Source organism: Streptomyces sp. NPDC087428 (genome assembly GCF_044744085.1).
Classification (GTDB): Bacteria; Actinomycetota; Actinomycetes; order Streptomycetales; family Streptomycetaceae; genus Streptomyces.
The window spans coordinates 1-24,973 of sequence record NZ_JBIUXR010000031.1 but is presented as its reverse complement, the minus strand read 5'-3'; the positions used below and the strand labels follow the sequence as shown (position 1 = coordinate 24,973).

The window sequence follows — 24,973 nt, the reverse complement described above, 5'->3', positions numbered from 1 at the left end:
CCTATTCGTGGCCATACTCACAGACGTCGGATCCGCATATGGGCGACATCGTCTCGGCCGTCCGGCGGGCGCGCGAGCGGACGTCAGACCCCGATCACCCGCAGCGCCCCCCAGAGCGCGACCGTCGACACCACCAGCGTCGCCGGTACGGTCAGCAGCCCGAGCCGGGTGAAGTGGCCGAGGTCCGGCGTCTCGCCGTGCGTGTGGAGGATGCGGCGCCACAGCAGGGTGGCGAGCGAGCCGACGTACGTGAGGTTCGGCCCGAGGTTCACCCCGATCAGCGCGGCCAGCAGCGGCCCCGGGCCCGCCGCCGCGACGACCGGGAGCAGGGCGAGGATCGCCGGCAGGTTGTTGATCAGGTTGGCGAGCACCGCCGCCACCGCGGCCACCGCCAGCAGCGCGGGCAACGACGATCCGTCCGGCAGGAGCCGGGCGATACCGGTACCCAGGCCGTGGTCGACGACCGCCTTGACGACGACGCCCAGGGCCAGCACGAACAGGCAGAACGGCACGTTCGCGGAGTGCACCAGCCCCTTCGCGGTGGTCTCCCGTTTCACCAGCGCCCGTACGGCCAGCACGGTGGCGCCCGCCAGCGCCGCCCACAGCGGCTCCGCGCCCGCGAACGAGGTCACGACGAATCCGCACAGGGTCAGCACCAGTACGACCAGGGTGAAGACGGGGACGGCGGGCCGGTCGTCCGCCGGCTTCGGCGGGTACGCCCCCGCCGCCAGGTCGGCCGCGAAGAACCGGCGGAAGACCACGTACTCGACGGCGATCGCCGCCAGCCACGGCAGCGTCATCAGGGCGGCGAAGCGGGTGAAGGAGAGGCCGCTGGCCGTGAACGCCAGGAGGTTGGTCAGATTGGAGACGGGCAGCAGGAGGGAGGCGGAGTTGGCGAGGTGCGCGCAGGCGTACACGTACGGGCGGGGGCGGGCGCCGACGCGGGCCGCGGTCGCGAGGACGACGGGGGTCAGCAGGACCACGGTGGCGTCCAGGCTGAGCACCGCCGTGATCACCGACGCGACGGCGAAGACGCCCCCGAGCAGCGGGCCGGTCCGACCGCCGCAGGCGCGGGCGACCAGGTCACCGGCCGCTCTGAAGAGCCCTTCGTCGGCGCAGAGCTGCGCCAGTACCAGGATCGCGGCGAGGAACCCGACGACCGGCAGCAGGCTGCTCACCTGGGACCTGGCCTCCGGCCAGGAGACCGCGCCCACCGCGATGACCAGCACCGCGGCGGGCACGGCGACGGTCGCCTCCGGCAGCCCCCGGGGGCGCACGACGGCGAACGCCAGCACCCCCAGCAGGAGGGCGACGGAGACGATCTCGGCGGTGACGGCGTTCAGTGGGCTCTCCGGAGCGGTGAAAGGGGCGGTGCGCCCGGTGGGTACCGGATGCACCGCCCCTTCGAGGACCTACGGGACGGACTCAGCCCTCGACGCCGAGCTTCTTCAGGATCAGCTCACGCACCCGGGCCGCGTCCGCCTGGCCGCGGGTGGCCTTCATGACGGCGCCGACGAGCGCGCCGGCGGCGGCGACCTTGCCGCCGCGGATCTTGTCCGCGATGGCGGCGTTGCCCGCGATGGCCTCGTCGACGGCCGTGGACAGCGCGCCCTCGTCCGAGACGACCTTCAGGCCGCGCTTCTCGACGACGGTGTCCGGGTCGCCCTCGCCCGCGAGGACGCCCTCCAGCACCTGGCGGGCCAGCTTGTCGTTGAGGTCGCCCGAGGCGACGAGCTCGGCCACCCTGGCGACCTGCACCGGGGTGACGGGAAGCTCGTCGAGGCCGCGGCCGGTCTCGTTGGCGTTGCGGGCCAGCTCGCCCATCCACCACTTGCGGGCCTGGTCGGCGGGCGCGCCCGCGTCGATGGTCGCGACGATCAGTTCGACCGCACCCGCGTTGAGGATGGACTGCATGTCGTGCTCATTGATGCCCCACTCCTCCTTGAGCCGGGCGCGACGCAGCCGCGGCAGCTCGGGGAGACCGCCCCGCAGCTCCTCGACCCAGGCGCGGGCCGGGGCGACCGGGACGAGGTCGGGCTCCGGGAAGTAGCGGTAGTCCTCGGCGTTGTCCTTGATGCGGCCGGCCGTGGTGGAGCCGTCCTCCTCGTGGAAGTGCCGGGTCTCCTGCACGATCGTGCCGCCGGAGTTCAGCACCGCGGCGTGGCGCTGGATCTCGAAGCGGGCGGCCCGCTCGACGGAACGCAGCGAGTTCACGTTCTTCGTCTCGGAACGGGTGCCGAACGCCTCGCGGCCGTGCGGGCGCAGCGACAGGTTCACGTCGCAGCGCATCTGGCCCATCTCCATCCGGGCCTCCGAGACGCCGAGCGCCTTGATGAGCTCGCGGAGCTCGGCGACGTACGCCTTGGCGACCTCGGGTGCCCGTGCGCCCGCTCCCTCGATCGGCTTGGTGACGATCTCGATGAGCGGGATGCCCGCGCGGTTGTAGTCGAGCAGGGAGTGGGACGCGCCGTGGATACGGCCGGTGGCGCCGCCGACGTGGGTCGACTTGCCGGTGTCCTCCTCCATGTGGGCGCGCTCGATCTGCACCCGGAAGATCTCCCCGTCCTCCAGCTGGACGTCCAGATAGCCGTCGAAGGCGATCGGCTCGTCGTACTGGGAGGTCTGGAAGTTCTTCGGCATGTCCGGATAGAAGTAGTTCTTCCGGGCGAAGCGGCACCATTCGGCGATCTCGCAGTTCAGCGCGAGACCGATCTTGATGGCGGACTCGACGCCGATCTCGTTGACGACCGGCAGCGCGCCGGGCAGTCCGAGGCAGACCGGGCAGGTCTGGGAGTTGGCGTCCTGCTTGAGCTCGGTGGAGCAGCCGCAGAACATCTTGGTCTTGGTGCCCAGTTCGACATGGACTTCGAGGCCCATGACGGGGTCGTACGTCGCGAGGGCGTCCTCGTACGACTCCAGGTCAATGACAGCAGTCACGGTGAAAACTTTCCCTCTCAGCCCAGCAGGACGTCGTCGTCGCCGAGACGCTTCAGTTCGCGATAGAGGATCGCGAGGCCGGTGACGATGGCGGCGGCGGACACGGTCGCGTCGATGAGGCGCAGTGTGTCGTTGTCGTTGCGCGCGAGCCTGATCTGCTTGGCAACACTGATCGCGCCGAACGCGGTGCTGCCGAGCGAGACGTACAGCCCGGTCTTGGACTTCTTGAAGTTCGTGGCCTTCTTTGCCATGGCACTCACAGCGACGGAGCCTCCTCAAGCAGTGGGTGTCCCCACTTTTCCACGAAGGCGGCCTCAACGGCGGCTCCGACCTTGTACAGCCGGTCGTCCTTCATGGCGGGGGCGATGATCTGCAGCCCGACCGGCAGGCCGTCCTCCGGCGCCAGGCCGCAGGGAAGCGACATGGCGGCGTTGCCGGCCAGGTTGGTCGGAATGGTGCACAGGTCCGCGAGGTACATCGCCATCGGGTCGTCGGCGCGCTCGCCGATCGGGAAGGCGGTGGTCGGCGTCGTCGGGGAGACGATGACGTCCACCTGCTCGAACGCCTTCTCGAAGTCCCGCGTGATCAGGGTGCGGACCTTCTGCGCCGAGCCGTAGTAGGCGTCGTAGTAGCCGGAGCTCAGCGCGTACGTGCCGAGGATGACGCGGCGCTTGACCTCGTCGCCGAAGCCGGCCTCGCGGGTGAGCGCGGTGACCTCCTCGGCGGACTTCGTGCCGTCGTCGCCGACCCGCAGGCCGTAGCGCATGGCGTCGAAGCGGGCGAGGTTCGACGAGCACTCGGACGGCGCAATGAGGTAGTACGCCGAAAGGCCCAGGTCGAAGGACGGGCAGTCCAGCTCGACGACGGTGGCGCCGAGCGACTTCAGCAGCTCGACCGACTCGTTGAAGCGCTGGACGACACCGGCCTGGTAGCCCTCGCCGGAGAACTGCTTGACGACTCCGACGCGCATGCCCTCCACCGAGCCGTTGCGCGCGGCCTCGACGACCGGCGGGACCGGGGCGTCGATGGAGGTGGAGTCGAGCGGGTCATGCCCGGCGATGACCTCGTGCAGCAGCGCCGCGTCCAGGACCGTACGGGCGCAGGGGCCGCCCTGGTCGAGGGAGGAGGAGAAGGCCACCATGCCGTAGCGGGAGACGCCGCCGTAGGTGGGCTTGACGCCGACGGTGCCGGTGACGGCGGCGGGCTGGCGGATCGAACCGCCGGTGTCCGTGCCGATGGCGAGCGGGGCCTCGAACGAGGCGAGCGCGGCCGAGGAGCCGCCGCCGGAGCCGCCCGGGACACGGGTGAGGTCCCACGGGTTGCCGGTCGGGCCGTAGGCGCTGTTCTCGGTGGAGGACCCCATGGCGAACTCGTCCATGTTGGTCTTGCCGAGGATGACGACGTCGGCGGCCTTCAGCCGCTTGGTGACGGTCGCGTCGTAGGGGGGGACCCAGCCTTCGAGGATCTTCGAGCCGACGGTGGTCGGCATGTCCTGCGTGGTGAAGATGTCCTTGAGCGCGAGCGGGACGCCGGCCAGCGGGCCGAGCTTCTCGCCCGCGGCCCTCTTCGCGTCGACGGCGCGGGCCTGGGTGAGCGCGCCCTCGCGGTCGACGTGCAGGAAGGCGTGGACCTTCTCGTCGACGGCCTCGATCCGGGCCAGGTGGGCCTCGGTGACCTCGACGGCCGTGAGCTCACCGGAAGCGATCTTCGCGGCGGTCTCGGCGGCGGTGAGCTTGATGATGGTGCTGATGTCCGTCATGGCTTTTTAGTCCTCCCCCAGGATCTGCGGCACCTTGAAACGCTGCTGCTCCTGGGCCGGGGCGCCGGAGAGCGCCTGCGCGGGGGTGAGCGAGGGACGGACCTCGTCCGTCCGCATGACGTTGGTCAGCGGCAGCGGATGGGAGGTCGGCGGTACGTCTTGGTCGGCGACCTCGGAGACGCGGGCGACCGCGCCGATGATGTCGTCGAGCTGACCGGCGAAGTGATCGAGCTCTTCGCCCTTCAGCTCCAGACGTGCCAGCCGGGCGAGGTGGGCGACCTCCTCGCGCGTGATGCCAGGCATGCAGCGATCCTCAGGGGTTGGTGTGTGGTTTTGGCCGGGGGCCGGCGGCACATTTCCGCCGTCCGTCCGAAGGACGGGCCGCGCGGCGTCCGGTGCGTGCGATCGCAAGGCGCCGGAGCGCCCTCGTGGCGGAGCCACGTGGACGATTCGGCAACACGGCGAGCGTGCGTGCCAGACATCGCGCGGCAGGTGGAAATGTGCCGCCGGCCCCCAATCCTATGGGGTCGCCCGTACCGGCCACGGCCACCCGTGGAAGGGCTGCTCGGCGGAGCGGTCTCCGGTCACCTCGCCGCGGGCCCGCGCCCCCGTCCTACGACGTCGCGGGCCGCGAGTCGACCGGCCGCCCTGAGGGGCGCTGCTCCAGCTCGGGCGTCGCCGCCGCCGCCGCGGCCGCAGCGGCGGCCGCCAGCTCCGCGGGCCGCCGCCACCCGTGCTCGCCCCGCGCCCGCAGCCACGCGGTCGTCTCCTGGGGCGGCATCGCGGCGGCCACCAGCCAGCCCTGGACCGCGTCGCAGTGCAGGTCCCGCAGCCGCTCCCAGGTCTCGTCGTCCTCCACGCCCTCGGCGACGACCAGCAGGCCGAGCGAGTGCGCCAGGTCGATCGTGCAGCGGACGATCTCCGCGTCCTCGTGGTCGATGGCGAGCCGGGCCACGAAGGAGCGGTCGATCTTGAGCTCGCTGACCGGCAGCCGGCGCAGGTGGACGAGGGAGGAGTACCCGGTACCGAAATCGTCCAGGGACATCTTCACGCCGTGCCCGGTGAGCCCTGCAAGGGTGTCCGCGGCCCGCTGCGGGTCCTCCAGCAGTACGTGTTCCGTTATCTCCAGCTGGAGGGCGCCGGCCGGAACGCCGTGCCGGGCCAGCCGGGCCGCGACGCCGCCCGCGAACCCCGGGGTGTGCACGTCGCGCGGGGAGACGTTGACCGCGACCGGGACGAACAGCCCCTGCGCCCGCCATCTCGCGACCTGGGCGAGCGCCGTCTCCAGTACGTACTCGGTGAGGTGCGGCATCAGCCCGGACGACTCGGCGATGGCGATGAACTCGTCCGGGGGGACCCGCCCCCGCTCCGGGTGCACCCAGCGGACCAGGGCTTCGAGACCGGCCACCTGTCCGTCGAAGCGGACCTTCGGCTGGTAGTGGAGCTCGACCTCGCCGGCGTCCAGCGCGCGCCGCAGGTCTCCGAGGAGCCCGAGCCGGTCCGGGGTGTTGCTGTCGCGCTTCGACTCGTACACCTCGACGCCCGTGCGGTCGCGCTTGGCCTGGTACATCGCCACGTCCGCGCGGCGCAGCAGGCCCTCGGCGTCCAGCGCGTGGTCGGGGTAGACGGAGACGCCCGCGCTGGCCTCCAGTACCAGGGTGAGCCCGTCGAGGTCGAGCGGGGAGGAGAGCTCCGCGACCAGGTGGCGGGCGATCCGCTGGGCGCTGGTGGCGGAGTCCGCGGCCGGCAGCAGGACGGCGAACTCGTCGCCGCCGAGCCTGGCCGCCTCCGCCCCGCGCGGCAGGGCGAGGCGCAGGCGTTCCGCTATCTGCAGCAGCAGCCGGTCCCCCGCCAGATGGCCCAGGGTGTCGTTGACCGCCCGGAAGCGGTCGAGGTCGATCAGGACCAGGCCGGCCCGGGTGCCGACGCTCTCGGCCTCCTCCAGGGCCGTCCAGGTGCGTTCCAGCAGCCACTGGCGGTTCGGGAGTCCGGTCAGCGGGTCCCGCAGCTGCTCCTCGGCCCTGGCGCGGGCGATCCAGAGCGTGGAGTCGAGCGCGATCAGCGGGACCGCGAAGAGGGGCAGCAGTACCGGCATGGCCATGGCGACGACGCAGATCAGCGGTGCGATGCCGAGCAGGGCGACGGCGACGAGGCCCTGCCGCAGCAGTGCGGTGCGGGCGACGGTCGGCAGCCCGCCGCCCTGGGGGGACCGGGCGTACCAGAGCAGCACCCGGGTGACGAGCAGGTAGGTGGAGGCGGCGAGGAGGACTTCCGGGACGACGTCGATACCCCAGTCGAGTGGCTGCCAGGGCGACTCGACGGTCTGCACCTCACCGAACGCGGCCATGACCAGCGCCGCCGCGCCCACGCCCAGGATGTCCACCGCCCCGTGCAGCAGCCCCTGCCACCAGCGGTGCCTGCGGGCCATCCCGACGAGTACGACCACGACCAGGCTGACCAGGCCGGCGGGCACCCAGCCGTAGAGCAGCAGCACGGCGAGCGTGAGGGCGGCCCCGGAACCGGTGCCGCCCCACCAGCGGTCGCGGCCGAGCGCCACCAGATGACCGACGACGATCCCGGTGAGCACGGCGAGCGACCAGCCGGCCCTGCCGTCCGGGAAGAGCGCGTGCCCACCGCTCACGGTCCAGTAGAAACCGGTCGCGAGCTGGACGGTGGCGAGGGCCACGACGGCTGCGCCCACCTTGGGCGTGAGTCCGGCGAAACCCTGCAGCCGCGACACCGGTGCGGCGTTCTCGGTCGGTTTCATTCCGTCCCTCTCACAGCCGGCGGTGCCGATGTCACCCGATGGTTCCGTTCCCTGCGACCACGCCCGGCACACCCGGTGGCCGGGCGCCGCGGGCGCATCCCTCAACAGTAGGCCGCAGAGGGCTTCCAGGGGCAGCCGTCTACATCTCTTGCCCGAATGCGAACCGACCGCCCGTCAGCGTCTGGTATGCGCCGACCGGGTGAATCCGGGGCGTACACCCACGACTCCCCGCCCCTCGGGGGGCTCTACTCCCCGCCCCCCTCGCCGGCCCCGTCCCGCGTCTCGTCCCCGGCGGGCACCGCCGCCTCGCGCGCCGCGTCGGGCCCGTCGGCGAGCAGCACGGCGAAGCCGTCCTCGTTCAGCACAGGCACCTTCAGCTGCATGGCCTTGTCGTACTTCGAACCGGGGTTGTCGCCGACGACCACGAAGGAGGTCTTCTTCGAAACGGAACCCGTCACCTTCGCTCCGCGGCTCTGGAGGGCTTCTTTCGCGCCATCCCTGGTGTGCGAGGCCAGCGTGCCGGTGACGACGACGGTGAGTCCTTCGAGGGGCCTGGGCCCCTCCTCCTCACCGGCCCCCTCGTCCTCCATCCGGACCCCGGCCTCCCGCCACTTGCGCAGGATCTCCCGGTGCCACTCCTCGGCGAACCACGCCTTGACCGAGGCCGCGATGATCGGTCCGACCCCGTCGGCGTCGGACAGCTCCTGCTCGGTGGCCTCGTCGATCCGGTCGATGGACCGGAACTGACGGGCCAGCTCCTGCGCGGCGACGGGACCGACATGGCGGATCGAGAGCCCGGTGAGGATCCGGGCCAGCGGCGCTTCCTTCGCCTGGGCGATGGCGTCCAGCATCGCGACGGCGTTCTTCTTCGGTTCGCCCTGCTGGTTGGCGAAGACCAGCGCGGTCTTCTCCTCCCCGGTCTTCGGGTCGCGCTTGGGCAGTCCGCTGTCCATGTCGAGGACATAGGCCCGGATGGGCAGCAGCTGGTCGACGGTCAGCCCGAACAGGTCGCCCTCGTCGTGCAGCGGCGGATCCGCGGGTTCCAGCGGACGGGTCAGGGCGGCGGCCGCGACATAGCCGAAGTGGTCGATGTCCAGGCACTTGCGGCCCGCCAGATAGGCGACGCGCTCCCGCAGTTGCGCGGGGCAGGTGCGGGCGTTGGGACACCGGACGTCGATGTCGGCCTCCTTCATGGGCCGCAGCTCCGTCCCGCACTCGGGGCACTCGGTGGGCATGACGAACGCCTGCTCCGTGCCGTCCCTGAGGTCGACGACCGGGCCGAGGATCTCCGGAATCACGTCGCCGGCCTTGCGGAGCACCACCGTGTCGCCGATCAGGACGCCCTTCGCCCGGACCACGTTCTGGTTGTGCAGCGTGGCGAACTCGACCTCGGACCCGGCGACTTCGACGGGTTCCACCTGGGCGTACGGGGTGACGCGGCCGGTGCGGCCGACACCGACCCGGATGTTGAGGAGCTTGGTGTTGACCTCCTCCGGCGCGTACTTCCAGGCGATCGCCCAGCGCGGTGCGCGTGAGGTCGAGCCGAGCCGGCCCTGGAGGGGGATCTCGTCGAGCTTGACGACGACACCGTCGATCTCGTGCTCCACCGAGTGCCGGTGCTCACCGAAGTAGGCGATGAACTCACGTACCCCGTCCAGGGAATCCACCACCTTGTTGTACTTGGCGGTGGGCAGTCCCCACTCGTGCAGCAGCTCGTAGGCGTGCGAGAGGCAGTCGATGTCGAAGCCCTCACGGGCCCCGATGCCGTGCACCACCATGTGCAGCGGCCGGCCGGCGGTGACCTTGGGGTCCTTCTGGCGCAGTGAACCGGCCGCCGCGTTCCGCGGGTTGGCGAAGGGCTTGTCGTCCGCCTCCACCAGCCGGGCGTTGAGCGCCTCGAATCCCTCCATCGGGAAGAAGACCTCGCCGCGGATCTCGACGAGCGCCGGGATGCGGTCGCCCTTCAGCCGGTGCGGGATCTCCGCGATCGTGCGGACATTGGGCGTGATGTCCTCGCCGGTGCGGCCGTCGCCGCGGGTGGCGGCCCGGGTCAGCAGGCCGTTCTCGTAGGTGAGGTTGACCGCGAGGCCGTCGATCTTGAGCTCGCACAGGAAGTGGTAGCCGGTGGCGCCGACGTCCCGGGCGACCCGCTCGCCCCAGGTGGCCAGTTCGTCGTCGTCGAAGGCGTTGTCCAGGGACAGCATCCGCTCGCGGTGCTCGACGGAGGTGAATTCCGTCCGGTAGGGCCCCGCGACCTTCTGCGACGGCGAGTCGGGCGTGCGCAACTGCGGATACGTGTCCTCCAGGCCCTCCAGCTCACGCATCAGCCGGTCGAACTCGGCGTCGCTGACGACCGGCTGGTCGTTCACGTAATAGCGGAAGCGGTGCTCCTCGATCTGCTCGGCGAGGAGCGCGTGCCGCTCCCGTGCCTCCGCTGGCACTGCCGTCTGCTCTTCGCCGGCCATCGTCCCGTCCTCCCGTTACCCAGTGCCCCGTTACTCAGGGTTGTCTGCGAGCGATCTCGCGGCCCGGCCGCAGTGGGCGAGCGCGGCCCGTGCGTACGCGGGCGACGCACCCGCGAGGCCGCACGAGGGCGTGATGACCACGGACTCGGTCAGAGTCCCCGGATTCAGCCCCAGCCTGCGCCACAGCGTCCTGACACCCATGACGCTACCGCCCGGGTCCGACAATCCGCCCGAGGCCGGGTCGGTACCCGGTACCACCCCGAGGAACAACTGGGTCCCGCCCTCGACGGCTTCCCCGATCGCCTCCTCCTCACGCTCGGTGAGCAGGGAGAAGTCGAACGAGATGCCGTCCGCCCCGGCCCGGCGCAGCAGCGCGAACGGCACCTCGGGCGCGCAGGTGTGGACGACCGAGGCGTCCTCGCCCACCGCGCCCAGCACCTCGCGCAGGGTGGACTCGACGAGCTGGCGGTCGACCGCCCGGTAGGTGCGGTAGCCGCTCGCCGTCCTGACCCGCCCGAGGAGGACCCCGGTCAGGGACGGTTCGTCGAGCTGGAGGATCACCCGGGCGCCGGGCATCCGCCGCCGCACCTCGGCGAGGTGGTTGCGCAGCCCCTCCGCCAGCGAGTCCGCCAGGTCGCGGCAGGCACCCGGGTCGCCGAGCACCGCCTCGCCGCCCCGGCGCTCCAGCGCGGCGGCCAGCGTCCAGGGCCCGACGGCCTGCACCTTGAGCGGGCCCTCGTAGCCCTGGGTGAACTCCTCCAGCGCGTCGAGGTCCTCGCCGAGCCAGGAACGGGCCCGGCGGGTGTCGCGGCCCGGCCGGTCGCTGATCCGCCAGCCGCTCGGCTCGACGTGTCCGTACATCTCGACGAGCAGCCCGATGGTCCGCCCGATCATGTCCGCGCCCGGTCCGCGTGCGGGCAGTTCCGCCAGGTACGGCACGCCCTGGCCGTCCGCGAAGGAGCCGGTGACGGTCTTCGCCGCCTCCCGTGCGTCCCCTCCGGGCATCGAACCGATTCCGGTGGCCGGGCACCCGCTGAACTTGCTCTTCTCGCTCACGCGGGAAGCCTACGGCGGTTCTCCGCCCGTGCCGTCAGCGGCCGGGGCGGACCGTGAGGTCGTTGACCTCGGCGTCGCGCGGCAGGTCGATCGCCATCAGGATCGTGGTGGCGACGGACTCCGGGTCGATCCAGCGCTCGGCGTCGTACTCCTTGCCCTCCTGCTGGTGGACCTTGGCCTGCATGGGGCTCGCGGTGCGCCCGGGGTAGACGGAGGTCACCCGGACCCCGTTGCCGTGCTCCTCGTGGCGCAGCGAGTCGGCCAGTGCCTTCAGCCCGTGCTTGCTCGCCGCGTAGGCGCTCCACTCGGCGTGGGCGGCGAGCCCGGCGCCGGAGTTGACGAAGAGGACGTGTCCCTGGGCGACGCGCAGCTGCGGCAGGAACAGCCGGGTCAGCTCGGCCGGGGCGACGAGGTTGGCGTTGAGCTGGAGGTGCCAGGCCTTGGGCGTGAGCTCGCCGACCCGGCCGAGCTCGACGACGCCCGCGATGTGCATCAGCGAGTCGAGCCGCTCCGGCATCGGCTGCTGGGCGAAGGCCCAGGAGAGCCGGTCCGGGTTGGAGAGGTCGCCGACGATCGTGCGGGCGCCGGGGTGCAGCGCGGCGAGCTCCTTGGCGCGGCCCGCGTCACGGGCCAGGAGTACGAGATCGTCCCCGCGCGCGGTGAGACGGCGGGCGACGGCTGCGCCGATGCCGGAACCGGCACCGGTGATGAGGTGAGTGGACATGCCCCCATCGTCGCACCCGCCACCCCGGCGCCGGCACGTCACTGCAGGCCGGACCACTCCTCCAGGTAGGCGAGGGCGCCCACCCCGTCCTTCGCGAAGAACACCAGCTCGGTCAGCGGGAGCGGCAGGAAGCCCTCGTCCTCCATGCGCTGGAACTGCTGGCGCAGGCCGTCGTAGAAGCCCGCCGTGTTGAGCAGCACGACCGGCTTGGTGTGCTTGCCGTGCTTCTTCAGCTCCAGGATCTCGGTGGCCTCGTCGAGCGTGCCGGTGCCCCCCACCATGATCACGACGGCGTCGGCCTTCTCCAGGAGGAGCGCCTTGCGCTCGGCGAGGTCGCGGGCGATCACCATCTCGTCGGCGTTGGTACGCGCCTTCGCCGCCAGGAAGTCCACCGACACCCCGACCAGCTTCCCGCCCGACTCCTGCACGCCGTCGGCCACGACCTTCATCAGCCCGCTCTCCGAACCGCCCCAGACCAGGGTGTGCCCGCCTCGGCCGAGCAGTTCGGCGAATTCGCGGGCGGGCCGGGTGTAGCGCTCGTCGAGGTCGGCGGCGGAGAGGAATACGCAGATCTTCATGGCCTCCACGGTAGAACCCGCCACCGACAGCCGTGCCGCCGGGGAAGAAACGCGCGCGCTGTACCGCTGAGAAGGACATGACTGCCACCCGAGGACATCTCATCACCGTCGAGCCCGGCACCGAGCATGTGCGTGTGGTCCGCGAGGGCGTGCTGCTCGCCGAGAGCCGGCGCCCGCTCGTCCTGCGCGAGACCGGCTGTCCGGTCCGGTACTACCTGCCTCCCGAGGACGTCAGGACCGAGCTGCTGACGGCGTCGGACACCCGCACCCACTGCCCGTTCAAGGGGGACGCCTCCTACTGGTCGCTGCCGGACGCGGCGGATCTGGTCTGGGCGTACCCGGAGCCGAAGGAGGAAGTCGCCGCGATCAAGGACCACTTCTGCTTCTACGACGCCGAGGCCGTCGCGTCCTGACCATCGGCCGGGAGCAGTTGAGCGGCCGTCACGCACCGCCCTGAGCTGCGGAGACGAGAAAATCCAAAACTTCTTCGCGCCGGGCGATGAGTTTCCGGGTGCCCCGCAGTCCACCTTCACATGGACAAGACTCTCTCCCGCGACGGCACCCTGATCGCGTACCGGTGCCGAGGTGAAGGACCGCCGGTGATCCTGGTGGGCGGGGCACTCGGGACGGCCGCGACCGAGGCTCCGCTGGCCCGTCTGCTGGCGCCGCGCTTCCAGGTCGTCACGTACGACAGGCGCGGCCGGGGCGACAGCGGTGACAGCGCTCCCTACGCGGTGGGGCGCGAGATCGAGGACCTGACCGCGGTCGCGGAGACGGTGGGCGGCCGCCCCTCGGTGTTCGGCGTCGGGAGCGGCGGCGCGCTGGCCCTGGAGGCGCAGGCCGCCGGGCTCCCCGTGGACCTGCTCGCGGTCCACGAGCCGCCGTACACCCCCGGCGCCGCCGGTCTGCGCTTCAGGGCGGGGTGTACGGCCCGGCTGCACCGGCTGCTGTCCGCCGGGGACCGGGACGGGGCGGTGGAGCTGTTCCTGTCCGTGACGGGTGTACCGGCCGATCTGATCGCCAGGATGCGGAGTGCGCCGCTGTGGCGGAGCCTGGTGTCCGTGGCGCACACCCTCGCCTACGACGACGCGCTGCTCGGTGACGGCTCGGTGCCGGCCGAGCGGTTCGGCTCCGTGCGGGCGCGGACCCTGGTGCTCAGCGGCGGTTTCGGCCCGGCCTCGGCACGGGCGGCGACCCGGTTACTGGCGGACGCCCTCCCCCGGGGCCGCCACCGCACGCTGACGGGCCAGACCCAGGAGCTGGCGCCGCAGGTGGTCGCTCCGGTACTGGAGGAGTTCTTCACCCGGAACGTGCACGTGGGCCAGGCGTCCTGAGGGGGGCACGAAAGCGCTCCGCGCGGCCACGCCCGTACAGGGGTCGGGCGTTTCCGCGCGGGGTACGAGCGGTGCGGCGGTTCAGCCCGCGGCGGCGGTCTCGCGGCGCACCGTCGTCGCGATCGTCGCGGAGCCGACGACCCGGGTGCCGTCGTACAGCACGACCGCCTGGCCCGGGGCCACGCCCCGTACCGGCTCGGTGAAGGAGACGCTGAGGGTCCCGTCGAGCAGTTCGGCCGTCACCTCGGTCTCACCGCCGTGGGCGCGCAGCTGGGCGGTGTACGTGCCCGTGCCGGCCGGCGGGGTGCCGCACCAGCGGGGCTTGATCGCGGTCAGCGCGGTGACGTCCAGGGCCTCGACGGGGCCGACGGTGACCGTGTTGTTCACCGGGGAGATGTCCAGGACGTAGCGCGGCTTGCCGTCGGCCGCGGGGTGGCCGATGCGCAGGCCCTTGCGCTGGCCGATGGTGAAGCCGAAGGCGCCCTCGTGGGTGCCGAGCTTGGCGCCGGACTCGTCGAGGATGTCGCCCTGCGCCGTGCCGCCGAGGCGGTCGGCGAGGAAGCCCTGGGTGTCGCCGTCGGCGATGAAGCAGATGTCGTGGCTGTCGGGCTTCTTCGCGACGGCCAGGCCCCGGCGCTCGGCCTCGGCGCGGATCTCGTCCTTGGTGGTGAGGGTGTCGCCGAGCGGGAACATGGCGTGGGCGAGCTGGCGCTCGTCCAGGACGCCCAGCACATAGCTCTGGTCCTTGGCCATGTCGGAGGCGCGGTGCAGCTCACGGGTGCCGTCGTCGGCCAGGACCACGGTGGCGTAGTGGCCGGTGCAGACCGCGTCGAAGCCCAGGGCGAGGGCCTTGTCGAGCAGTGCCGCGAACTTGATCTTCTCGTTGCAGCGCAGGCACGGGTTGGGTGTGCGGCCGGCCTCGTACTCCGCGACGAAGTCCTCCACGACGTCCTCGCGGAAGCGTTCCGCCAGGTCCCAGACGTAGAAGGGGATACCGATGACGTCCGCGGCGCGGCGGGCGTCGCGGGAGTCCTCGATCGTGCAACAGCCTCGGGCTCCGGTCCGGAAGGACTGCGGGTTCGCGGAGAGGGCGAGGTGCACACCGGTCACGTCGTGTCCCGCCTCGGCGGCGCGAGCGGCGGCGACGGCGGAGTCGACACCGCCCGACATGGCGGCGAGGACACGGAGGGGGCGCTGGGAAGTCTGAGTCATAGCTCCACCAGGGTACGGGGCCGCGGGAACCGAACGCTCATGGATATGCGTTGTCGATCACATGGGGACCAAGGGCACGACGGGCGCCGAGGGATCCGGCGCCGGCATCAGCCGGCGGTCGGTGCTGATCGGCGGTGCCGTCACCGCGGTCGGCACGGCGGCGCTGGCCCGGGACCGGCTGAAACGTGCCTGGTGGCGGCTGCCGGGGGTGGAGAAGCCCCGGACGCCGGGGGCGGTGGACTACGCGCGGGCCGAGTGGACGGCGGCGTCCCCGTCGAACTGGCGGCGGGCGGACCGCCCCGACGACTACGGCATCGACCGGGTCGTCATCCATGTCACCCAGGGCAGTTTCCAGAGCGCGGTCAAGGTCTTCCAGGACCCGGGGCACGGTGCGGCGGCGCACTACGTGGTGCGCAAGGACGGCCATGTGGCGCAGATGATCCGCGAGCTGGACGTGGCGTTCCACGCGGGGAACCGCTCGTACAACGAACGCAGTGTGGGCATCGAGCACGAGGGCTTCGTGGACCGCCCGCAGGACTTCACGGCGGCGATGTACGGGGCGTCCGCCCGGCTGACCGCGGCGATATGCGGGCGGTACGGGATCCCGGTGGACCGCAAGCACATCATCGGGCACGTGGAGGTGCCGGGCGCCGATCACACGGACCCGGGGAAGCACTGGGACTGGGACCGGTACATGAAGCTGGTCCGGGCGGCGTCCGAGGGCGGGACCAGGACCTAGCCAGGAGCTGATGGCTCGCGTCTTCACACGGCTCCTGACCGCCGGGACAGCCGGGGCGGCTCACCGAGAGTTGAGGGTGGGCGTGCGGATCGCGCGTGCGGGGCAGCGCGTCGGCCGACGGCGTGCCGACGGGGGCCGGTCGTTACCGTGCCTGGTGCGGGGCACGGCGTACCGCGAGAACCGCCAGGTCATCCTGTTGCACTCCGGCGGTGAAGTTCCGCACGTCGTCGACGAGTGAACCGATCAGCCGGCCGGCGGTGATGTCGACGCGGCCGCTGAGACGCGCCTCCAGCGGGTAGAAGGCGCCGTCGCGCGAACGGGCCTCGGTCAGGCCGTCGGTGCACAGCAGCAGCGTGGCCCCGGCGGGGAAGGCGAACCATGCCACCGTGCGTGGTTCGTCGACCAGATCGGCCAGGCCCAGCGGTACGTGCTCCTCCCCTGCGCCGAGGGCGGTGACGGCCCCCTCGTGGAGCAGGTAGGGCGGGATGTGGCCGCAGCCGACGACCTGGGTGTCGGTCCGCGCGTCCACTCCCAGCACGAGGGCGGTGACGAACCGTTCGGGCTCACCGCGCCGTCCGGCGTAGTCGTTGTGCCGGACGACCGCCGCTTCCAGCGCGTCGACGAGCGCGGTCACCGTCGGCTCCCGGTGGGCGGCTTCCCGGAACGCCCCCACCACGTCGATGGCCATCCCGATGGCGGCCAGCCCCTTCCCCTGGACATCACCGATGAGGACCCGGGTGCCCCACGGAGTGGCCGCCACGTCGTAGATGTCGCCCCCGACCAGCTTGTCCTCCTGCAAGGGCTCGTACACGCCGTCCACCAGGACGTCGTCGGTGAGCAGCGGCAACGGGCGCAGGATCTGCCTCTGCATCGCCGCGGCGGTGGACCGCAGCCGCACCAGGGCGCCCTCACGCGTGACGCGCACCCGGGCGCCGTAGACGGCCAGCGCGCCGAAGCCGACGGCGAACAGCGTCAGGATCACCCGGTTGAGGATCCGCTCCCCGGGCTGGAAGATCACCGGCGCGACGACGACGAGGCTCACCCAGCCGGAGACCAGCGCCGTCTGGCGCGGGCTGCACAGGGCGGCGGCGAACGCCGGCAGGAACACCAGCAGCCCGAGAAGGAGCACCGCGGTCCCGGTCAGCAGACCGAGGACGATCACGACGGCCGTCGTCGCCAAGGTCGCCAGGACGACGTCGCGGGTGGCTGGTGTCCGGATGGCGGTGGTGTCGTCGTGGTCGGTCGGAGCTTGCGCCGGGGACATCGCTGCACGCAGCGGACGGAACATGCGGGCATCCTCCAGCGGCGGTGTGGTCGCGCGTGCACGTGCCGCCCACGGCAGCGGACCCGGGGCATCGATCGTCCATTCCCGTCGGGGGTTCGCAGGGAGGCTGGCCGCCGCCCCGCTGAAGTGCGTCCGGACGGGTGGCGCCCGGACCGCTCCCGCGGCCGCACGCGGAAGGCCGGGCGGTCCCCTGTCGTGGGGGCCGCCCGGCCGGGGGTGTGGTGCGGTTACCGCACGTCGTAGGCGCGGGTGATGGTCTGTGTGACCGCGTTGTGGTGGGAGTCGGTGAGAGCGACCTTCAGCATGACCTGCTGACCGGTGGCGCCGGTGTGGTCGACGACGGCCGTCCACTTGCCGCGCTGCTGCTGGGTCGGCGCCTTGGTCCAGGTGGTGCCGCCGTCGTAGGAGTAGGACAGCGAGGCCGCGGTGATCGCGCCCGGGGTGTATGCGGCGTGGCCCTCGGCCGAGAGGCCGATCTTGATGCCGCCGCGCGCGGGCAGGGTGTTCATGCCGTCCACCGGCAGGTCGTACGCCGGGTGGAGGATCGGCAGTCCGCGGGAGTAGACGTCCGGCTCCCGGTGGGAGCGGAAGCTCCAGGTGGTGGTGGCGGCGGTGGAGCGCAGCCAGTTGGGGTCGCCCGTGTAGATCTTCCCCAGGGTCTGGGTGAGCTCGTAGGCGGAGTCCTCGTCCGGCACCTTGAACACGCCGTACGGATCGACGAGTCTGCCGATCTCCTCACCGTTGCGCTTCAGCGACATCTTGCCGAGGTCGCCGAAGGACCCGCCGTAGGTCCAGTGGTCGCCGGAGCCGTCGACCCAGAGCGCGTTCTGGATACCCATCAGGTTGCCCTGCCGCTCGGCGGCCAGCATCAGGTTGCCTTCGACGTCGCGCGCCGCGCCCGGCCGCAGGGGGCCGTCGTACCACTCCTCGGCACTCCGCTGCCCGGCCTTGTAGGTGCGGTCCCGGTCGCTCATGAAGGCGGCGAACGGGAAGCTGGTCATCGCGCCGTGGGACCAGGCCTCGTCGCCGGTCGTGTAGTAGGCGGTGCGGATACCCGGCACGTGGACCGTCTGGAACAGGCTCACGGGAATCCGGGTGTCGCCGCTCCCGGAGGGAAGGAGGAACAGCGCGTCGGTGTAGTCGGCCTCCTTGCCCATGGCATGCCACGTCTCGGTGACCTGGGCCAGCCGGGAGTCGTTCGGCTGGTGGACATGGGCGGAGTGCAGCGGCCCCTCGGTCGGGAACGACACGTTGTAGACGTACGACGAACCGTCCTCGGAACCGGTCGCGCGCCAGGTGGGCCGGAACTCGAAGGTGCCCTTCCGGGCGCGCCCGTCGATGTCCGCGTAGAACTTCTGCACGGCGCCGCCGGCCGTGAGTGTTCCGCTGAGCAGCCAGGTGTCGTCCCACGTGCGGGTGTAGCTCAACGTGGTGCCCCGCAGCATCGAGGGGCGGTTGGTGCGCACGCTCTGCCGGTGGGCCTTGCGGGCGTCGAGGACGACGGTGGTGTCCTTGGTGATCCGCATCTGCGGGTGGGCGAGGTAGCTGACCGAATCGGGCGTGTTGCTTGCGTCGGACGTCGACACGAAGCTGCTGATGGCGTAGTCACCCGGGCGTACACGGTAGATCTGCTCGGACGCGCCCGCGTTGGCGCGGCGCTCGCCCTCGTCGGAGTCGATGCTTGCGACGTCCAGGGAGGAAGTGCCGGTCGCGGGCTTGCCGTTGCGGTCGATGACCTTGACCCGGAGGGTGACCGTCTCCGGCTGGACGTAGAGCGTGACCGGCACGGAGATGTGGGTACCGCTGCCGGACGCCATGATCCGGCCCGTGACCGCACCGTACTGGGAGGCCTTGAGACGGGCGGCGGGGTCGATCCGCAGCGGCACCTGGGCGGTGGCCCCGGCCGGAATCGTCACCTTGTTCACGTCCGGCTTGATGATTCCGGAGGTGATGCCGCTGCCGTCGTTGCCGTGCACACCGCTGACCTTCAGCCGCAGCGTCAGGTCGCGGCGGCCGGTGTTGGTGAAGGGCACCTCGACGGTGCCGCGGTCCGATGCGTGCTGCGGCCAGTCGTAGCTGCCGCCCTGGACCGCGGGCGCCGAGAGCGCCTTCTGGTGGACTGCCGCGTACACGTCGAGGACGCCGCCGCCGGTCTGGTCGGCGCCCGCGACCTTGCCGCCGGTGCGGGCGGAGGAGACCAGCGCGGCCTTGACCTGCTGCGCGGTCCAGTCCGGGTGGGCCTGGCGGACGACCGCTGCCGCGCCCGCGACGTGCGGGGTGGCCATGGAGGTGCCCGACATCGACTGGTAGGCGTAGACGCCACGCCCGCCCGCCGCGGCCGCCGAGATGTCGACGCCGGGTGCGGCGATCTCGGGCTTGAGGGTGTGGGTGACGGCCACCGGACCGCGGCTGGAGAACGAGGCGGTGGTGTCGTCGCGGTCGACGGCGCCGACGGTCAGCACGCCGGGCACGCAGCCGGGCGAGGAGACCGTCTCGGTGCCGGGGCCCAAGTTGCCCGCGGCGATCACGAACAGGCTGTGGGTGTTCTGCGAGAGCTGCTGCGCGGCCTGGGCCAGCGGGTCGGCGCAGTCACCGATCTCGGAGTTGCCCAGGCTCATGGAGACGACATCGGCCTTCTGGTCGACGGCCCACTGCATGCCGGCGATGATCCAGGAACTCAGCCCGGAGCCACCGTCGTTGAGGACCTTGCCGATGAGCAGGCCGGTTCCGGGGGCGACGCCCTTCTTGCGGCCGCCGCTGGCCGCTCCGGAACCGCCGACGGTGGAGGCGGTGTGGGTGCCGTGGCCCTGCCGGTCGGCGGTGTCGGCGGAGTCCGTGAAGTTCTTCGCCGCCTCGACCCGGTTCACCAGGTCGGGGTGCTCGGCGTCCACACCTGTGTCCAGCACGGCGACCTTGGTGCCCTTGCCGTCGTAGCCCTCGGCCCAGGCCTCCGGCGCGTGCACCTGCTTGGTGGAACGGTCCAGCGTGGCCTTGACCTTGCCGTCCAGCCACAGCTTCTTCAACGGAGCGGCCGCGCGTGAACGGGCGACACCGACGTCCTGCCAGAAGGCGGCGGCGCCGTCCTTGTCGGCCTTGAGCGCGACGCCGTTCACCGCCGGGAGGCTCAGGACCCGCTCGGCGCCACGAGGGGCCGCCGGCGCGGTGGCGGCGACGTCGACCCGGTTCTCGTACGTGGCGATGAGGGGCAGCTCGCCGGTGTGGGCGTCGTCGTACCCCTGGCGTATCAGCCCGCTGACGTTGAACAGCTGCTCGTCGACCCTGCCCTCGGCGATCGCCTGCGAGGCGTCCTCCGGGTAGACGTAGAGGTCCTTGCCCAGCTGGTAGGTCTGCACGATCGGCTGCGACCCGTCCTTGCGCGGCAGGACGGCTGCCGAGCTGCGGCCCGACGGGTCCGTGGTCACCAGCACCTTGTCACCGGTGACGAGGGTGACCGTCACCTGCCTGCCACCGGAAGCCGCCGTTCCGCTGCCGACGAGGGGTCTCTTCCCCGAGGCGCCGTCGGTGGGTGTACCCGCCGCCCCGGAAGGCGTGACCGTGGTCAACGCCAGGACGGCGGCGGTCGCCGCGCCCATGGCTATTCGCCCTATTGGATGCATGATTCTCCCTGCTCGAATCCATGAACATGCCGTGCTGCGGCTGCATCCTGGCAGGGATATGGGCCGCTCAGGGGGGCCGCGCATGGCGGGTTACCCACGTGGCGGAAGTCCGACATCCAGTCATATCTGGAGTGTCCGGCAAGCAACTTCCCTGCGACGAAGGGAAGTCGGCGTCTCCGAGGGCGCCATCCCACCCCGTTCCACCGCCTCGGCTCCCGGAGGGGCCGGCCGGCTCAGACCCAGCCGACGCGTGCCGCGTGCCAGGCCAGCTGGAGCCGCGACTCCACGCCGGAGAGATCCATCAGACGCCGCACCCGTCGCTCCACCGTACGGATGGACAGCCCCAGTTCGGAGGCGGCCCGCCGGTCGGAGAACCCGGCCAGCAGGAGGGCGAGAACCTCCAGCTCCTCCCCGGTCGGCACCAGATCACCCGCCGGCTCCTCGCGCACCCCCGTGCCGGGGGTGAACATCGGCCTCCCCTGGGCCCACTCCCGTTCGAAGAGATGGACCAGGGCCGTCAGCAGACCGCTGGGATGAACCACGATCGCGCTCGGCTCGCCCCCGGACTCCGTCATGTCCAGCGGCACCATGGCACGTTCGCGGTCCGAGATGACCATCTTCAGCGGGAGCGATCCGGCCATCCGGAGCACAAGGCCCGCCGCCACGGCCTGCCGCACGTCCCGCACCACCTCGTGACCGGTGAGGTAGTCCTTGTCGGCCACGACCCGGAAGTCGACTCCCCGGTCGAGCGCGGAACTCTCCGAGGTGTCGGTGTCCTCGCGCGGTACGGCGGTGGGCTCGCCGACCAGGAACACGAGCAGTTCCCGCTGCGCCCCCCGCTGGAGCTGGAGGAACCGGTGGGCGACCTGCTCCACACCCACGACCACCTCCACGACACCGCCGGCCGTGCGCGCGGCGGTGGTGCGGTACTGCTCGCTCAGCTTGGAGAACGCGGTCTCGGCCAGGTGCAGGGCGTTGCGCTGCTCGGCGAGAATTGGGGCCAGGGCCACCGACGGCGGCGTGAGCCGGTAGCGGGCGGAGCGCGGTCCGGCCCCGCCGTCGACCGAGTCCGGGCCGAGAACCGCCGCCTCCCGGGCGACAGCGACCAGACCCCGGGCGGCGAGGTCGAGCAGGACCCTGTCGCTCTCGCCCTCTTCGAGTCCGGCCTGGAGGGCGACCTCTCGGGCGGAGGCGGACGGCCGGGCCAGCAGTGCCGTGTAGACAGCGTCCTCGGGCGGGCTCAGCCCCAGCGCCTGCAGCATCCGGCTCCTCCCCGGGCGGCGCGCCCGTGTCCGGCCCTGGCACGGTTGACGCGTACCGAGCGGATTCCTCTCGCTCGGAACCATATCCCTCGCTTCCCCGGCCCGGACGGCGCCCGTTCCACCGGAAGGAGGACTGCCCGCCCCTGCCTCGCCCCGGCTCCGGCGCTCGACGATCCGCGTCACGATGAGCGACGCCGCCAGGACCGGCGCCCACCTCAGGCCCAACCCACCGACAAGCCCGCCGGCGGCCAACCGATCGGTACGGGGCCCTGCGCGGGGTGGTCCCGCTCCTTCTTCCGCGTGACAACCAAATACAGGCCCTAGCTGAGGCCCGCCGTGCGTGCCCGTTCCACTGCCGGGCCGATCGCCCGTGCCACGTCGTCGATGTCCTGCTTGGTCGTGGTGTGGCCGAGCGAGAAGCGCAGGGTGCCGCGCGCCAGGTCCGGGTCGGTACCGGTGGCGAGCAGGACGTGACTGGGCTGGGCGATCCCGGCCGTGCAGGCGGAGCCGGTCGAGCACTCGATGCCCTGGGCGTCCAGCAGCAGCAGGAGCGAGTCGCCCTCGCAGCCGGGGAAGGTGAAGTGCGCGTTCGCCGGGAGCCGGCCACCGGGGGCCGGGTCGCCGCCGAGGAGGGCGTCCGGGACCCGCGCCAGTACGGCCGCGGCCAGTTCGTCGCGGAGGCCGCCGATCTCCCGGGCGAAGTCCTCGCGCCCGTCGGCGGCGAGCCGGCCCGCGACGGCGAACGCCGCGACGCCGGGTACGTCCAGGGTGCCGGAGCGCACGTGGCGCTCCTGACCGCCGCCGTGCAGCACGGGGACGGGGGTGTACTCGCGGCCGAGCAGCAGCGCGCCGACGCCGAACGGGCCGCCGATCTTGTGCGCGCTGACGGTCATCGCGGCCAGTCCGGAGCGGGCGAAGTCCACTTCCAGCTGCCCGAAGGCCTGTACCGCGTCGGCATGCATGGGCACGTCGAACTCGCGGGCGACGGAGGCCAGTTCCCGGATCGGCATGACGGTGCCGATCTCGTTGTTGGCCCACATCACGGTGATCATCGCGACGTCGTCGGGGTCGCGGGCCAGCGCCTCGCGCAGCACGTCCGGGTGGACGCGCCCGTACCGGTCGACGGGGAGGTACTCGACGGTCGCGCCCTCGTGCTCGGCGAGCCAGTCCACGGCGTCGAGCACCGCGTGGTGCTCGACCGGACTGGCCAGCACCCTGGTGCGGCGGGGGTCGGCGTCGCGGCGGGCCCAGTACAGGCCCTTCACCGCGAGGTTGTCCGATTCGGTGCCGCCGGAGGTGAAGACCACCTCACTGGGGCGTGCGCCGAGGGCGTCGGCGAGGGTCTCTCTGGACTCCTCGACGGTACGGCGGGCCCGGCGCCCGGCGGCGTGCAGGGAGGACGCGTTGCCGGTGACAGCGAGCTGGGCGGTCATCGCCGCGATCGCTTCCGGAAGCATCGGCGTGGTCGCGGCGTGGTCGAGGTAGGCCATGGTGGGCTCGATTCTACGAGCCTGCGGCGGGGCGTACGGCGGGCGCATGGCGTTCCGGCACCCGCGCACCGCGGAAGGTGCCTCTCACCCGCCCCGGTCCGGAGCCCGATCCGGTGGGGAGAGCGGCGGGAATCGCGCCCCGTCAGCCGCCGAAGTTCCAGACGACGACGCCGTTCCCGGTGACGAGGAGGGCCAGGATCACCAGGTCGGCGATGCCGAGCGCGAGTCCCAGCAGGGCGCGGCCGCGGCGGGCGGTGGAGCGGGCCAGGGCGATGACCGCCATGACGACGGCCGCCGGGCCCAGCAGGATGTTCATCACGAGCAGACCGACGAGTCCGAGAACGAACGAGGCGACGGCGAGGGCGTCGGCGTCCCGGGTGGAGCGGACGGAGCCGGGGCCCACGGGGCGCCGGATGCCGTCCCGCGGCGCGTCGGCGGGGGCGCTCGGAGCGGCGGCGTCCGCCGTTCCGGAGCGGCGGGTGAGTGTGGTGAGCGTCATGGTGCGGACTCCTTCGTGGCGGGATGCGACGGGGGTGGCCGGACGGCGGAGGGCGGCGTCGGTCACCGGGACCGGCGCTGCGCGCCCGTCCGCTCGCGCAGGGCGAAGACCAGCAGCCAGCAGCCGATCAGGGCGCCGAGGACGAGGGTCAGCGGCAGCGGGATCTGCGCCACCGCGCCCAGCACGATCCCCAGCAGGAGCAGGGCGACGACCAGGACGATCATGGTCAGCCTTTCCACAGTTGAGAGCACGAGTGTTCACTGACTTGTCAGTCTAGACCCGTGCGCCTCTTCCCCGCCCCGGAGAACAGTTGTTTACTGAATGGCATGAGTCACACCGCCGGCATCCGCCAGACCCAGAAGCTGAAGACGCGCCAGGCCCTGCTGGACGCCGCTCTCGGACTGCTGGAGCACCAGAGCCTGAGCAGCCTGGGACTGCGCGAGGTGACCCGCGCCGCCGGTGTCACGCCCACGGCCTTCTACCGGCACTTCGACGACATCGCCGGACTCGGGGTGGCCCTCGTCGAGCAGACGCTGGGCAGCCTGCACGGAATGATCGGCGCGATCCTCGCCGAGACCGGCGACACCGAGGTCCGGCTGGACCGCAGTGTCGGCCTGATAACGCGCCATGTCCGCGAGCAGCCCGCCCATTTCCGGTTCATCGCCCGTGAGCAGCACGGCGGGGTCGGCCCGGTCCGCGAGGCCATCGCCGCCCAGCTCCGGCTGTTCGCAGAGGAGGTGGCGGCGGCGCTCGCCGGGGAGCCGGAGTCGCGGGGCTGGAGCGAGGAGGACCTGCTGATGCTGGGCGGCCTCTACGTCGACCACATGGTGATCACCGCGTCGGCGATGCTGGACGCGGGCCCGGACGGCGGACGGACGGTGGCCGAGATCGCCCGGCGCCGGCTGCGCCTGGTCACGCTCGGCCGGCTGCACTGGCTGGACGACGCCCCCTGACCCGGAGCGCCCCGAGCGCCCCGGCCCCCGGGCGGTCCCTAAGGGCTGTCCCGCAATTCCTGGTGGATCAGCGCGCGGCGTCAGATGCGGTGCATCGCAAGGCGGAGGGACGTTCGCATACTGGATGTATGCGGATGTTCCGACAACGCGGCGAGGTGCCGTAGCTGTCGTCGCGCGCCCGCCAGGAATTGCGGGACAGCCCTTAGGGCTTGCCGGGAATCAAGGTGTTGCTTCCGGTTCTGGTTGTCGTTGTTGTGGTATGCGCATCGCGGACGAAACTCGTGACCAACTCGCCT

At 71.8% G+C, this 24,973-nt stretch carries 21 protein-coding genes; 4 read left to right on the top strand and 17 right to left on the bottom strand.

The features are described 5' to 3' along the window. Positions 1-83: 83 nt before the first annotated feature. The 10 genes from ACIO3R_RS39075 to ACIO3R_RS39030 form a co-directional block, all read right to left on the bottom strand. A complete protein-coding gene (locus tag ACIO3R_RS39075; protein WP_402111883.1) occupies positions 84-1,343 on the bottom strand; it encodes an SLC13 family permease in 1,260 nt (419 codons plus the stop codon). Between the two features lie 82 nt (positions 1,344-1,425). Further along, the gene (gatB, locus tag ACIO3R_RS39070) at positions 1,426-2,937 is read right to left on the bottom strand and encodes an Asp-tRNA(Asn)/Glu-tRNA(Gln) amidotransferase subunit GatB (RefSeq protein ID WP_402111874.1); all 1,512 of its coding nucleotides are present in this window, start codon (positions 2,935-2,937) and stop codon (positions 1,426-1,428) included. Between the two features lie 17 nt (positions 2,938-2,954). Beyond that, the gene (locus ACIO3R_RS39065) at positions 2,955-3,188 is read right to left on the bottom strand and encodes a hypothetical protein (RefSeq protein ID WP_073738655.1); all 234 of its coding nucleotides are present in this window, start codon (positions 3,186-3,188) and stop codon (positions 2,955-2,957) included. A 5-nt stretch (positions 3,189-3,193) separates the two neighbouring features. After that, a complete protein-coding gene (gatA, locus tag ACIO3R_RS39060) occupies positions 3,194-4,696 on the bottom strand; it encodes an Asp-tRNA(Asn)/Glu-tRNA(Gln) amidotransferase subunit GatA (protein WP_385026406.1) in 1,503 nt (500 codons plus the stop codon). A gap of 6 nt (positions 4,697-4,702) precedes the next feature. Continuing rightward, on the bottom strand, positions 4,703-4,999 hold the full coding sequence (gene gatC, locus ACIO3R_RS39055; RefSeq protein ID WP_024492941.1) for an Asp-tRNA(Asn)/Glu-tRNA(Gln) amidotransferase subunit GatC: 297 nt from the start codon (positions 4,997-4,999) through the stop codon (positions 4,703-4,705). Positions 5,000-5,309: 310 nt separating this feature from the next. Beyond that, positions 5,310-7,463 (bottom strand): putative bifunctional diguanylate cyclase/phosphodiesterase, encoded by a 2,154-nt coding sequence (locus ACIO3R_RS39050; protein ID WP_402111872.1) that lies wholly within the window; start codon positions 7,461-7,463, stop codon positions 5,310-5,312. A 245-nt stretch (positions 7,464-7,708) separates the two neighbouring features. Then, on the bottom strand, positions 7,709-9,928 hold the full coding sequence (gene ligA / locus ACIO3R_RS39045; RefSeq protein WP_402111870.1) for an NAD-dependent DNA ligase LigA: 2,220 nt from the start codon (positions 9,926-9,928) through the stop codon (positions 7,709-7,711). A 30-nt stretch (positions 9,929-9,958) separates the two neighbouring features. Continuing rightward, positions 9,959-10,984 carry a methionine synthase gene (locus tag ACIO3R_RS39040; protein WP_385026415.1) on the bottom strand — a complete coding sequence of 342 codons (1,026 nt, stop codon included), beginning with the start codon at positions 10,982-10,984 and terminating at the stop codon, positions 9,959-9,961. A 34-nt stretch (positions 10,985-11,018) separates the two neighbouring features. Then, positions 11,019-11,708 carry an SDR family oxidoreductase gene (locus tag ACIO3R_RS39035; protein ID WP_385026418.1) on the bottom strand — a complete coding sequence of 230 codons (690 nt, stop codon included), beginning with the start codon at positions 11,706-11,708 and terminating at the stop codon, positions 11,019-11,021. A 38-nt stretch (positions 11,709-11,746) separates the two neighbouring features. Then, entirely contained in the window at positions 11,747-12,286 is a 540-nt protein-coding gene (locus tag ACIO3R_RS39030; protein WP_385026421.1) for a TIGR00730 family Rossman fold protein, read from the bottom strand. Between the two features lie 77 nt (positions 12,287-12,363). Here ACIO3R_RS39030 and ACIO3R_RS39025 point away from each other — a divergent pair, with 77 nt between their 5' ends. Further along, positions 12,364-12,699 (top strand): DUF427 domain-containing protein, encoded by a 336-nt coding sequence (locus ACIO3R_RS39025; protein WP_385026424.1) that lies wholly within the window; start codon positions 12,364-12,366, stop codon positions 12,697-12,699. 120 nt (positions 12,700-12,819) lie between these two features. After that, positions 12,820-13,620 carry an alpha/beta fold hydrolase gene (locus ACIO3R_RS39020; protein WP_402111867.1) on the top strand — a complete coding sequence of 267 codons (801 nt, stop codon included), beginning with the start codon at positions 12,820-12,822 and terminating at the stop codon, positions 13,618-13,620. Positions 13,621-13,701: 81 nt separating this feature from the next. On the opposite strand, the gene mnmA is transcribed toward ACIO3R_RS39020, so the two are convergent. Continuing rightward, positions 13,702-14,832 (bottom strand): tRNA 2-thiouridine(34) synthase MnmA, encoded by a 1,131-nt coding sequence (mnmA, locus tag ACIO3R_RS39015; RefSeq protein WP_402111866.1) that lies wholly within the window; start codon positions 14,830-14,832, stop codon positions 13,702-13,704. A gap of 61 nt (positions 14,833-14,893) precedes the next feature. On the opposite strand from mnmA, the gene ACIO3R_RS39010 reads away from it, so the two are divergent. Next, positions 14,894-15,571 carry an N-acetylmuramoyl-L-alanine amidase gene (locus tag ACIO3R_RS39010; protein ID WP_402111863.1) on the top strand — a complete coding sequence of 226 codons (678 nt, stop codon included), beginning with the start codon at positions 14,894-14,896 and terminating at the stop codon, positions 15,569-15,571. A gap of 142 nt (positions 15,572-15,713) precedes the next feature. On the opposite strand, the gene ACIO3R_RS39005 is transcribed toward ACIO3R_RS39010, so the two are convergent. The 6 genes from ACIO3R_RS39005 to ACIO3R_RS38980 all read right to left on the bottom strand — a co-directional run bounded on the left by ACIO3R_RS39005 (position 15,714) and on the right by ACIO3R_RS38980 (position 23,963). Continuing rightward, a complete protein-coding gene (locus ACIO3R_RS39005) occupies positions 15,714-16,859 on the bottom strand; it encodes a PP2C family protein-serine/threonine phosphatase (protein WP_402111862.1) in 1,146 nt (381 codons plus the stop codon). 224 nt (positions 16,860-17,083) lie between these two features. Beyond that, positions 17,084-20,473: a S8 family peptidase gene (locus ACIO3R_RS39000; protein WP_402111861.1), complete on the bottom strand. Its 3,390-nt coding sequence runs from the start codon at positions 20,471-20,473 to the stop codon at positions 17,084-17,086. 233 nt (positions 20,474-20,706) lie between these two features. Continuing rightward, positions 20,707-21,735 (bottom strand): helix-turn-helix domain-containing protein, encoded by a 1,029-nt coding sequence (locus tag ACIO3R_RS38995; RefSeq protein WP_402111860.1) that lies wholly within the window; start codon positions 21,733-21,735, stop codon positions 20,707-20,709. Positions 21,736-22,055: 320 nt separating this feature from the next. Continuing rightward, complete coding sequence (locus tag ACIO3R_RS38990) at positions 22,056-23,225, bottom strand: cysteine desulfurase family protein (RefSeq protein WP_402111858.1); 1,170 nt, start codon at positions 23,223-23,225, stop codon at positions 22,056-22,058. Between the two features lie 142 nt (positions 23,226-23,367). After that, entirely contained in the window at positions 23,368-23,724 is a 357-nt protein-coding gene (locus ACIO3R_RS38985) for a DUF4190 domain-containing protein (RefSeq protein ID WP_402111856.1), read from the bottom strand. Positions 23,725-23,786: 62 nt separating this feature from the next. Then, positions 23,787-23,963, bottom strand: a complete 177-nt coding sequence (locus ACIO3R_RS38980; protein ID WP_385026552.1) for a hypothetical protein — start codon at positions 23,961-23,963, stop codon at positions 23,787-23,789. Positions 23,964-24,050: 87 nt separating this feature from the next. On the opposite strand from ACIO3R_RS38980, the gene ACIO3R_RS38975 reads away from it, so the two are divergent. Beyond that, on the top strand, positions 24,051-24,677 hold the full coding sequence (locus tag ACIO3R_RS38975; protein ID WP_402111854.1) for a TetR family transcriptional regulator: 627 nt from the start codon (positions 24,051-24,053) through the stop codon (positions 24,675-24,677). Positions 24,678-24,973: the final 296 nt, after the last annotated feature.

What these genes read in the sequence shown, in the direction of transcription:
- ACIO3R_RS39065 (WP_073738655.1), bottom strand. Translation starts at nt 3,188, where the DNA reads ATGGCAAAGAAGGCCACGAACTTCAAGAAGTCCAAGACCGGGCTGTAC.
- gatA (WP_385026406.1), bottom strand. Translation starts at nt 4,696, where the DNA reads ATGACGGACATCAGCACCATCATCAAGCTCACCGCCGCCGAGACCGCC.
- gatC (WP_024492941.1), bottom strand. Translation starts at nt 4,999, where the DNA reads ATGCCTGGCATCACGCGCGAGGAGGTCGCCCACCTCGCCCGGCTGGCA.
- ACIO3R_RS39050 (WP_402111872.1), bottom strand. Translation starts at nt 7,463, where the DNA reads ATGAAACCGACCGAGAACGCCGCACCGGTGTCGCGGCTGCAGGGTTTC.
- ligA (WP_402111870.1), bottom strand. Translation starts at nt 9,928, where the DNA reads ATGGCCGGCGAAGAGCAGACGGCAGTGCCAGCGGAGGCACGGGAGCGG.
- ACIO3R_RS39035 (WP_385026418.1), bottom strand. Translation starts at nt 11,708, where the DNA reads ATGTCCACTCACCTCATCACCGGTGCCGGTTCCGGCATCGGCGCAGCC.
- ACIO3R_RS39030 (WP_385026421.1), bottom strand. Translation starts at nt 12,286, where the DNA reads ATGAAGATCTGCGTATTCCTCTCCGCCGCCGACCTCGACGAGCGCTAC.
- ACIO3R_RS39025 (WP_385026424.1), top strand. Translation starts at nt 12,364, where the DNA reads ATGACTGCCACCCGAGGACATCTCATCACCGTCGAGCCCGGCACCGAG.
- ACIO3R_RS39020 (WP_402111867.1), top strand. Translation starts at nt 12,820, where the DNA reads ATGGACAAGACTCTCTCCCGCGACGGCACCCTGATCGCGTACCGGTGC.
- mnmA (WP_402111866.1), bottom strand. Translation starts at nt 14,832, where the DNA reads ATGACTCAGACTTCCCAGCGCCCCCTCCGTGTCCTCGCCGCCATGTCG.
- ACIO3R_RS39010 (WP_402111863.1), top strand. Translation starts at nt 14,894, where the DNA reads ATGGGGACCAAGGGCACGACGGGCGCCGAGGGATCCGGCGCCGGCATC.
- ACIO3R_RS39005 (WP_402111862.1), bottom strand. Translation starts at nt 16,859, where the DNA reads ATGTTCCGTCCGCTGCGTGCAGCGATGTCCCCGGCGCAAGCTCCGACC.
- ACIO3R_RS39000 (WP_402111861.1), bottom strand. Translation starts at nt 20,473, where the DNA reads ATGCATCCAATAGGGCGAATAGCCATGGGCGCGGCGACCGCCGCCGTC.
- ACIO3R_RS38995 (WP_402111860.1), bottom strand. Translation starts at nt 21,735, where the DNA reads ATGCTGCAGGCGCTGGGGCTGAGCCCGCCCGAGGACGCTGTCTACACG.
- ACIO3R_RS38990 (WP_402111858.1), bottom strand. Translation starts at nt 23,225, where the DNA reads ATGGCCTACCTCGACCACGCCGCGACCACGCCGATGCTTCCGGAAGCG.
- ACIO3R_RS38985 (WP_402111856.1), bottom strand. Translation starts at nt 23,724, where the DNA reads ATGACGCTCACCACACTCACCCGCCGCTCCGGAACGGCGGACGCCGCC.
- ACIO3R_RS38975 (WP_402111854.1), top strand. Translation starts at nt 24,051, where the DNA reads ATGAGTCACACCGCCGGCATCCGCCAGACCCAGAAGCTGAAGACGCGC.